The sequence below is a fragment of the Sphingomonas sp. genome (genome assembly GCF_035758555.1).
GTDB lineage: Bacteria > Pseudomonadota > Alphaproteobacteria > Sphingomonadales > Sphingomonadaceae > Sphingomonas_B.
Map to the genome: position 1 here is coordinate 1 of NZ_DASTXI010000053.1, position 8,932 is coordinate 8,932.

At 66.9% G+C, this 8,932-nt stretch carries 8 protein-coding genes and 1 pseudogene; 3 read left to right on the forward strand and 6 right to left on the reverse strand.

What is annotated here, in order from left to right:
- Both VFT73_RS03010 and VFT73_RS03015 read left to right on the forward strand, forming a co-directional pair.
- Positions 1-713, forward strand: a pseudogene (locus VFT73_RS03010) (alpha/beta hydrolase); the annotation flags it as partial.
- A gap of 35 nt (positions 714-748) precedes the next feature.
- Positions 749-1,921, forward strand: coding sequence for an acetyl-CoA C-acetyltransferase (locus tag VFT73_RS03015; protein WP_326408669.1), 1,173 nt, complete (start codon positions 749-751; stop codon positions 1,919-1,921).
- Position 1,922: 1 nt separating this feature from the next.
- Here the strand turns inward: VFT73_RS03015 and VFT73_RS03020 are convergent, their stop codons facing one another.
- Genes VFT73_RS03020 through VFT73_RS03035 form a run of 4 tightly spaced genes read right to left on the reverse strand, consistent with a single transcriptional unit; the run spans position 1,923 to position 6,530 of the window.
- A complete protein-coding gene (locus VFT73_RS03020; RefSeq protein ID WP_326408670.1) occupies positions 1,923-2,963 on the reverse strand; it encodes an alanine racemase in 1,041 nt (346 codons plus the stop codon).
- A 43-nt stretch (positions 2,964-3,006) separates the two neighbouring features.
- Positions 3,007-4,551 (reverse strand): hypothetical protein, encoded by a 1,545-nt coding sequence (locus VFT73_RS03025; RefSeq protein WP_326408671.1) that lies wholly within the window; start codon positions 4,549-4,551, stop codon positions 3,007-3,009.
- Positions 4,548-6,149, reverse strand: coding sequence for an MFS transporter (locus VFT73_RS03030; protein ID WP_326408672.1), 1,602 nt, complete (start codon positions 6,147-6,149; stop codon positions 4,548-4,550). The genes VFT73_RS03025 and VFT73_RS03030 overlap by 4 nt, the downstream gene beginning before the upstream one ends.
- A gap of 45 nt (positions 6,150-6,194) precedes the next feature.
- Positions 6,195-6,530 (reverse strand): tRNA-binding protein, encoded by a 336-nt coding sequence (locus VFT73_RS03035; RefSeq protein WP_326408673.1) that lies wholly within the window; start codon positions 6,528-6,530, stop codon positions 6,195-6,197.
- A 36-nt stretch (positions 6,531-6,566) separates the two neighbouring features.
- Between VFT73_RS03035 and VFT73_RS03040 the strand changes: the two genes are divergently transcribed.
- Positions 6,567-6,959, forward strand: coding sequence for a hypothetical protein (locus VFT73_RS03040; protein WP_326408674.1), 393 nt, complete (start codon positions 6,567-6,569; stop codon positions 6,957-6,959).
- Positions 6,960-7,082: 123 nt separating this feature from the next.
- Here the strand turns inward: VFT73_RS03040 and VFT73_RS03045 are convergent, their stop codons facing one another.
- Positions 7,083-7,895: a methyltransferase gene (locus VFT73_RS03045; RefSeq protein ID WP_326408675.1), complete on the reverse strand. Its 813-nt coding sequence runs from the start codon at positions 7,893-7,895 to the stop codon at positions 7,083-7,085.
- Positions 7,896-7,962: 67 nt separating this feature from the next.
- Positions 7,963-8,932 (reverse strand): CpaF family protein (locus VFT73_RS03050; protein ID WP_326408676.1); only part of this gene is annotated, 970 nt, incomplete at its 5' end.

The following is an 8,932-nucleotide window of genomic DNA, read 5'->3' on the forward strand; positions in this document are numbered from 1 at the left end:
CCCCTTCCCCGAGCAAGCTCGGGGAGGATTTGAATATCGCCGCCCATGCCGAGCTCCTCGTTCCGCTCCTCGATGCTCTGAACGCGCCCGCGCATCTGGTCGGCTATTGCCTCGGCGGGACGATGGCGCTGGGCGCGGCCATGCGCGCGCGCATCCGCAGCCTTACCCTGATCGCCGCGCCCTGGCATTTCGCGGGCTTCGGGCCCGCCGCGCGCGACGACATCGCCGCCCTGTGGCAGGCGGCCCGGCCAGCGGCCGACGCGATGGGACTGGTGCCGATGGAAGTGCTGCAGAGCGGTTTCTGGCGGCTCGACCCGGCGCGGACCATCGCCAAATACGAAGCATTCGGGCGGCTCGATCCGGCCAGCGATGCGGCGCGTGCGTTCGTCGCCCTGGAGGACTGGGCCAATGCCGGCGCGCCGCTTCCCTATGCTGCCGGACGGGAGCTGTTCGAGGATTTCGTCGCCGCGGACGTCACCGGACGGGGAGAATGGCGAGTCGGCGGGGAGATCGTCGACCCCGCGAAGCTTCGCGTGCCTACGCTCGAGTTCGTGTCGCTGAACGACCGTATCGTGCCAGCGCCGTCCTCCGCGCGCCTGCCGAATGGGCGCACGCTCGGGCTCGGCCATGTCGGGATGATCGTCGGCTCCCGCGCCCGCGAACAGCTTTGGGAGCCTCTGGCGGCAACGCTTTCGCAGTCGCAGCAAAACTGATAGTCGCGCGGGCAAGACTCTCAGGAGACATCCCCATGCAGGACATCGTCATCACCGCCGCCAAGCGCACGCCGGTCGGCAGCTTCCTTGGTTCCTATGCCGCCACTCCGGCGCACGAACTCGGCCGCGTCGCGATCGAAGGCGCGCTGGCCCAGGCGGGCATCGGCGCCGATGAAGTTTCCGAAGTGATTCTGGGGCAGGTGCTGACCGCCGCGCAGGGACAGAACCCGGCGCGCCAGGCCTCGATCGCCGCCGGCGTGCCGAAGGAAGTGCCGGCCTGGAGCCTGAACCAGGTGTGCGGCTCCGGCCTGCGCGCGGTCGCGACGGCGGCGCAGATGGTGGCGACCGGCGACGCGCGGATCGTCGTCGCTGGCGGTCAGGAGAGCATGTCGCTGTCGCCTCATGCCCAGCAGCTGCGCGGCGGCACCAAGATGGGCCCGGTCGAGCTGGTCGATACGATGATCAAGGACGGCCTGACCGACGTCTTCAACGGCTATCACATGGGCATCACCGCCGAGAACCTGGCCGAGAAATACCAGATCACCCGCGACGAGCAGGACGCGTTCGCCTGCGCGTCGCAGAACAAGGCGGAGCGCGCGCGGGGGTCTGGCCGCTTCCAGTACGAGATTGCGCCAGTGACGATCAAGGGCCGCAAGGGTGACACGATCGTCGACCGCGACGAGTTCATCCGCGAAGGCGTGGTGGTCGCCAACCTTTCCGGGCTGCGGCCCGCGTTCAAGAAGGAAGGCACAGTCACCGCCGGCAACGCCTCGGGCCTGAACGACGGCGCCGCCGCGCTGGTGGTGATGACGCGTGACGAGGCGGAGCGGCGCGGCTCGACGGTGCTGGCGCGGATCGCGGGCTGGGCCTCGTGCGGCGTCGATCCGTCGATCATGGGCATCGGCCCGGTGCCGGCAAGCCGCCGCGCGCTCGAGAAGGCGGGCTGGTCGGTCGGCGATCTTGACCTGATCGAGGCCAACGAGGCCTTTGCCGCCCAGGCGCTCGCGGTCGGCAAGGAAATGGGCTGGGACCCGGACAAGGTGAACGTCAACGGCGGCGCGATCGCGATCGGCCACCCGATCGGCGCATCGGGCGCGCGCGTGCTGACGACTCTGATCTACGAGATGGCCAAGCGCGACGCGAAGAAGGGCCTGGCGACGCTCTGCATCGGCGGCGGCATGGGCATCGCCATGTGCGTGGAGCGGTAAGCTAGTCGGTCCACACTCGCTCGAACCGGCTTCCGAGCCCGGTCAGCAGCTCATATTGCGACTGGCCGGACAGCGCGCTGGCGCTCGGCAGGTCGTAGTCGATCGTCACCCAGTCGCCTTCGGTCAGTCCGGGCGCGGCGGTAGCATCGACGGCGACAAGGTCCATTGAGACCCGGCCGAGGAAGGGCAGGGCAACCTCGCCCGCGCGCGCCCGGCCCCTGCCGGAGAAGCCGCACAGGATGCCATCGGCATAGCCGATGTTGAGGATCGCGATGTCCGTGTCGCGCTCTGCCGCCCAGGTCGCGTTATAGCCGACGCTCGCGCCTGCCGGCACGCGGCGGCGCTGGAGCGCCTGCGCCTCGGGAAAGGCGACCTGCCGGATGTGTCCCGCCGCCTCGCCGCGTGGCACGCCACCGTAGAGTGCGAGGCCGGGGCGCGTCAGGTCGAATGCATAGTCGGAGCCAAGGCAGATGCCCGCCGAGTTGGCGAGGCTCAGCCGCCGGTGCGGCACCTGCTCGGCGACAGCCATCAGCCCCTGACGCTGCGCCGCGTTCTGGGGCACGTCCTCATCGGCGCAGGCGAGGTGGCTCATCAGCGTCTCGATCTCGAGGCCGCCCAGCACGCCCACATCTTCCGGCGCGATGCCGAGCCGGTTGATGCCGGTGTCGATCATCACGTCGCACGCGCCGCCTCCGGCGGCCCGCCAGCGCAGCACCTGCTCGGGCGAGTTCAGCACCGGCCGGGCGGGCAGGGCGCTGGCAGCGGCCATGTCCTCCGCCCGAACCCCGTGCAGCACCGACAGCGAAACACCGTCCGGCAATGGCATTAGTGCCGCAGCCTCGACCCAGGTCGCGGCTAAGAAATCCCGGCACCCCGCCGCCGCCAGTCGCGCGACGACCTCGCGCGCGCCGAGACCATAGCCGTCCGCCTTCACAGCCGCGCCGCATGCCGCGCCGCCGCCCTGCGCCCTCAGCCAATGCCAGTTCGCAACCAAAGCGGCACCGTCCAGCCGCAGCCGATGGGGAGGGGGGATATCCGTCACGCCGGGCGGGCCTTACGATGCCAGGTCTGGTCCGTCGAGCAGGCTATGAAGCCGCGTGCCAGCCCAGCAAGGCTGCCCGATAGCCCGAAGGGGCCGGTCGCGACAGGCGCAGCAGGGCCCGCCGGACCTCCGCGTCCTTGGCCGTAAGCCGCAGCAGCTCGTTCGCGCTTTCCATATTGGGATTCTCGTGGCCAAGCTGCATCGCCTGATACGCGACCAGCAAGTCTCCGCGCTTATCGCCCTCACCGAGCAAGACGAGCACCCGCTCCTTGGCAAGTGCTTCGTCGCCCAGGCAGCCGGCCAGCGTCCCCAAAACGAGCGGGTTGGTCCTGTAACGCGCCTTGAATGCCGCGACGTCCGAAGCAACCGTCTCGCCCTTCTGCTTGCGCGCGCAAAGTCGGAGGGCTTCGAAATGGCCCAATGCGCCCGCTGCTTCGACCTGATCCGCGGCCGGCGTACGTGCATCCAGCAGCGCAAGCGCCTCGTCCGGTTTGTGATCGCGCAGCAGATAGCGGACGAGATTGGGAATGATGTTGAGCGCGAAGCCCGGGCTATGCTGCCTCAGCTTCGGCTCGATGTCGCCAAGCATGGCCGTCGAGGCGGCGTTTTGGCCCGCCTGCCGCATCGCGCCCGCCAGCCGGACAGCAGCAACCCCGAGATAGTAATAATCCTGCTCGGAATCGCCCCATTGGGAAGCGTCGCGCACCGCTGCATCGAGCAGCGCGACCGCCTCCTTCGGACGGCCAGAGCTCAGCAGGGCAGAGGCATAATTCAACCGGTGGGCCATGTCCGGCGCGATCGAAAAGGCCGTTTCCGTCGCGCGGACAAAGGCGTCGCGCTGCATCTCCAGGGTACCGCCCGACCAGTTCTCGATCTCGTCGCGGATCGGATCATAAGCGCGGTCGACGACCAGCCGGAGACCGACTTCCGGATCCAGCACGCGCGGCAGCAATTGCACGGCTTCGGACTTGCGGCCCTTGGCCAGCAATCCCGGGATCAGCTGTAGCGCCAGGTTCGAACTCCGCGCGGGATCGTCCCGGCCCCATGCCGTGTTCGCCAGGACCTGCAGAAATTCCGCCGCAAGATCAGAGCGGCCGACATAAGTCAGCTTGCGGAAGATGATGTCGAAATCGTCGGCCCCGACGCCCGACACGATGCTGGGATCGCGCCCGACCGCAGCCATGAACTCCTGCACACCCTCGCTGGGGTCCGTGCGTCGCATCTTCAGGAATGACGAAAGCCTCAGGGCTTGCGGATCGCCGGGAAGGAGCGTTAGGCACTCGAGGATCAGCGGTTCCGCTTTTTCGACCTGATCGAGCCGGCCAAGCAGGCTCGCTTCCGCGCACAGCGCCCGGCCTCGAAACCGGGTTGGCTGCAGCAGGCGTGCCCGGGCTTGGCTCAGCAATGTCAGCTGAACTTGCGGATCGGCTTCCAGAAGCGCCCGAAAAACCAGCCGGGCGCCGTCCTGCTCCTGAGGGCCGGGCCGCTCCTGCTCCGGGAGCCGTGCCCAGAATTGCTGTTCAGCGGATTGTCCGACGAGGCTGGGTGCCGCGCCAAAGGCGAGCGGCAGGACGGCGACTCCGATCATGCGTCATCCAGTTGCTGCAGATCGTCCTTGCGCAGCCAGATCATCGTCACCACCAGGCCCATCGCGACGACCGCCCAGGTATACCAGAGGCCGGAATAAGGATTGCCGGTCTTGGCGATGATGTACTGGCTGACGAAGGGCAGGAAGCCGCCGAAATAGCCGGTGCCGATGTGATATGGGATCGACATCGAGCTGTAGCGGATGCGCGCCGGGAACAGCTCCGACAGCAGCGCCGCCACCGGGCCGTAGGTGGCACCCGACAACGCGCTCAAGGCGAGCACGCCCAGAAGGATGATCGCAATGTCGCCGCCCTCAGGCCGGGTCTGCTCGAGGTCGTAGCCCGCGGCTTTCAGCGAGGCGTCGAGCTCTTCCGCGGTCGGATAGCGGCCGACGCTGGTGCGGACGTCGCCGATGATGACGCCGGTCAGCTCGCGGTTCACGCTATAGGGCACGCCCCGCTTGGTGAGCATGTCGAGCGCCTTGCCGCATTCGGTCGCCTGCACCTTGGCGAACGGGCTGTAGCTGCAATCCTGTCCGCCGACGACGACCGGCGCGCGCGCCGCGGCTGCGGCCAGTTCCGGGTTCGCGGCCCTGCCCATGATGCCAAAGATCGGGAACAGCAGGATCAGCGTCAGTGCATAGCCGATCACGATCGGCAGCTTGCGGCCGACCCGGTCGGAAATCCAGCCGAACAGCACGAAGAAGATCAGGCCAGCGCCGGCGCCGATGCCGACCAGGATCTGCGCCGTGGTCGGGTCCACCTTCATCGCGTTCTGGAGAAAATAGAGCACCTGGAACATCGCCGTGTACCAGATGACCGTCAGCCCCGCGGCGATGCCGAACAGGGCAACGAGCAGCCGCCGCCAATTGCCCGGATGAGTGAAGGTCTCCTTCAGCGGGTTGCGCGAGATTTCGCCGGCTTCCTTGATCGCGCGGAACACCGGGCTTTCGTTGAGCTTCAGCCGCATCCAGAGTGAGACTGCGAGCAGCAGCAGCGAAAACACGAACGGCACGCGCCAGCCCCAGGCGTTCCATGCGTCCGGGCCGAGCACGGCCTGAGTCAGCAGCACGACGCCCAGCGACAGAATGAAGCCGCCGGCGACGCTGCCCTGGATGAAGCCGGTGTAATAGCCGCGCTTGCTCGCCTTGGCGTGCTCGGCGACGTAGATCGAGGCGCCCCCATATTCGCCGCCGAGCGCAAGCCCCTGCAGGATGCGCAGCAGGATCAGGATCACCGGCGCAGCATGGCCGATCTGCGCTGCCGACGGGACGAAGCCGACGGCCGCCGTTGCGAGGCCCATCACCGTGATCGTGATCAGAAAGGTGTATTTACGGCCAAGCCTGTCGCCGAAATAGCCGAACAGCACCGCGCCCAAAGGCCGAAAGCCGAAGCCGACGGCAAAGCCTGCCAGCGAATAGAGCAGCTCGACGGTCGGGCTCGCCGCCGGGAAGAAGGTGCGGCCGATGATCGAAGCCAGCGTGCCGTAGATGAAGAAATCATACCATTCGAAGATCGTGCCGAGCGACGAGGCGGTGATGACCAGCCTCACTTCGCTGGGCTTGAGCTCCTTGACCGGTTCCCCCGCGATCGTCGCCACGCTGCCCCTCCCACCTTTTTCGAACGGCTTAAGCCCGCGGCGGCGTCAGAACAACCGCCCCCCGTTCGGCACTGGATGGGTCGGCTGGACCAGCACCACTTCGCCGTCGGCATCCGGAAAACCGAGCGTCAGCACTTCGGACATGAACGGCCCGATCTGGCGCGGCGCGAAGTTGACGACCGCGGCAACCTGCCGGCCGACAAGTCCCTCGACCGGATAGTGTTTCGTGATTTGTGCGCTCGACTTCCTGCGGCCGATTTCGGGGCCGAAATCGATCACCAGCTTGTAGGCGGGCTTGCGCGCCTGGGGAAACGGCTCGGCGGAAACGATCGTGCCGACGCGAATGTCGACCTGAAGGAAGGCATCGAACGAAATCGTCATCTTGAACCTCTTGGCGCGCGGAGACGTTTAGCCGGCATGGCAGACGAAGACCAAGCCCGCGTCTACGGCATGGCCGATCCGGCCAACCGCGATCCGCCCCCGGCCGAGGGCATGCGCGGCGCGAAGGCCGAGACCGGCGCCGACAACGAAGCGCTCGACTTTCGGCACAATGTGACGCTCGACGACGGCCGCACCGTCACCGTCAGTGAAGGATCGGGCGTCGCCTTTGCCGAAGAGACCGGCCGCGCCGGGCTCGCGGAAGCGAAGCCGTGGCGCGACACGCGCGTCCGCGACGAAGAATCGCCCGTGCCGCTGCTGCCGATCCTTGCCGTCGCAGCTGCCGCGGGGATCATCGCCTTCGCGTTCTGGCGTTTCCGGGCGCACGACGTCGAGGCGGAGATCGACTTCCGCCCCGCGCCCGACCTCTGAGTGGCCTTGCGCTCTATCGCTCGTCCCGAGCGGAGCGCGCAGCGCGTAGTCGAGGGGCGCAGTGGCGAGCACGCCCCTCGACTTCGCTCGGGACGAACGATCCTGTCTGATCGCTAATTCACTTTACGCTTTCGGCTTCACGAACTTCAACGTCATGCGGTCGCTTTCGCCGATTGCCTGGTATTTGGCGCGATCGGTTTCGCCGTTCGCGTAGGTCGGCGGCAGCGTCCACACGCCCTTCTCCCAATCCGCGGTATCCTTGGGATTGGCGTTCACTTCGGACGCGCCGACGAACTTGAACCCCGCTTCCTCGGCGAGGCGGCGGATAGTGGAGACCTTCATGTAGCCGCTGGTCCGTTCGCGCTCGGCATCGGCCTTTTCCGGCAGGCGATGATCGACCACGCCGAGCGTGCCGCCCGGCTTCAGCATCGCATACATCTCCTTGAACGCGGCGAGGCTGTAGTCCTGCTTGTCCTGCGTCTGGTAGCCGCCGCGCCAATTATGAACGTTGCGGAAGGTAAGGACGACGTCCGCCGTGCCCGGCGCGACCCCGGTGCCGCCGAGAACGCTCGGGAAGCCGGCGTGTTGGACCTTGCCGTAGATGGCCGGATCGGATTCGAGCTCGGCGGTCAGCGTCTTGCCCATCTTGTCGCCGGCATTGGCGAGGATCAGCTGGCCGTCGGCGGCCAGATAAGGCGCCAGCACCTCGGTATACCAGCCGCCGCCGGGCCAGATCTCGACCACGGTGTCGGTCGGCTGCACGCCGAAAAAGGCGAGCGTCTCGGCGGGATGCCGGTATTTGTCACGCGCGGTGTTGGCCGCCGTCCGGCTCGGCGCGGCGACGGCGGCTTTCAGCGCTGCGCTGGGTGCTTGTGCAAGTGCCGGCGCGGCAATCAGCATCGCGCTTGAAACGACGGCGATCGAGAATAGGCGCATGATCCCTCCTTGTCCGGCATCGTCCGGATCAGGCGGGAAGGCTACGCTGCCAGCGGCTTTCGATCAATCACAGGCACGCTTCGAGGAAAGCCTGGTCGAAGCCGAACTGCTTGGCTTTTTCCAGCGTGTAGGGGCGCAGGCCCGAGGAGCGGTATTCGCCGATGATCTTGCCGTCGGCGGATTCGTCCAGATATTCGAACTTGAACAGCTCCTGCGTGACGATCACGGGCCCTTCCATGCCGATCACTTCGGTGACGTTGGTGACGCGGCGGGAGCCGTCGCGCAGGCGTTTCACCTGGACGATCAGGTCGACCGAATCGGCGATTTGGCGGCTGATCGCTTCCTTCGGCACCTTGATGTCCGACATCATCACCATGTTCTCCATACGGGCGAGGCATTCGCGCGGGGAGTTGGAGTGAAGCGTGCACATCGAGCCGTCATGGCCGGTGTTCATGGCCGCGAGCATGTCGAAACATTCGCTGCCGCGGATTTCGCCCAGGATGATGCGATCGGGGCGCATACGCAGCGCGTTGATGACGAGATCGCGGATCGTGATCGCGCCCTGACCCTCCAGGTTGGCGGGCCGGGTTTCCAGTGGGAGCCAGTGCGGCTGCTGCAGCCGAAGCTCTGCCGCGTCCTCGATGGTGATGACGCGCTCGCCGGGGTCGATCATCTTCGACAACGCGTTGAGCATCGTGGTCTTACCGGAACCGGTACCGCCCGAGATCACGACGTTGAAGCGGCTGGCGCCGGCGATCTTCAGCGCCGTCGCCATCTTTTCGGACATCGACCCGAACTTCGCCATCATGTCGAGCGTGATCGGCTTGGCGGAGAATTTACGGATCGAGATGGCCGTGCCGCGAAGCGAGAGCGGCGGCACGATCACGTTGACGCGACTGCCGTCCTTCAGGCGGGCGTCGGCAAGCGGGGTGGTCTGGTCGACGCGGCGGCCGACCTGGTTCACGATCCGCTGCGCGATCTGGAACAGATGCTCCTCGTCGCGGAACTGGACCGGCGCGATCTCCAGCTTGCCCTTG

What these genes read in the sequence shown, in the direction of transcription:
- VFT73_RS03015 (WP_326408669.1), top strand. Translation starts at nt 749, where the DNA reads ATGCAGGACATCGTCATCACCGCCGCCAAGCGCACGCCGGTCGGCAGC.
- VFT73_RS03025 (WP_326408671.1), bottom strand. Translation starts at nt 4,551, where the DNA reads ATGATCGGAGTCGCCGTCCTGCCGCTCGCCTTTGGCGCGGCACCCAGC.
- VFT73_RS03035 (WP_326408673.1), bottom strand. Translation starts at nt 6,530, where the DNA reads ATGACGATTTCGTTCGATGCCTTCCTTCAGGTCGACATTCGCGTCGGC.
- VFT73_RS03040 (WP_326408674.1), top strand. Translation starts at nt 6,567, where the DNA reads ATGGCAGACGAAGACCAAGCCCGCGTCTACGGCATGGCCGATCCGGCC.
- VFT73_RS03045 (WP_326408675.1), bottom strand. Translation starts at nt 7,895, where the DNA reads ATGCGCCTATTCTCGATCGCCGTCGTTTCAAGCGCGATGCTGATTGCC.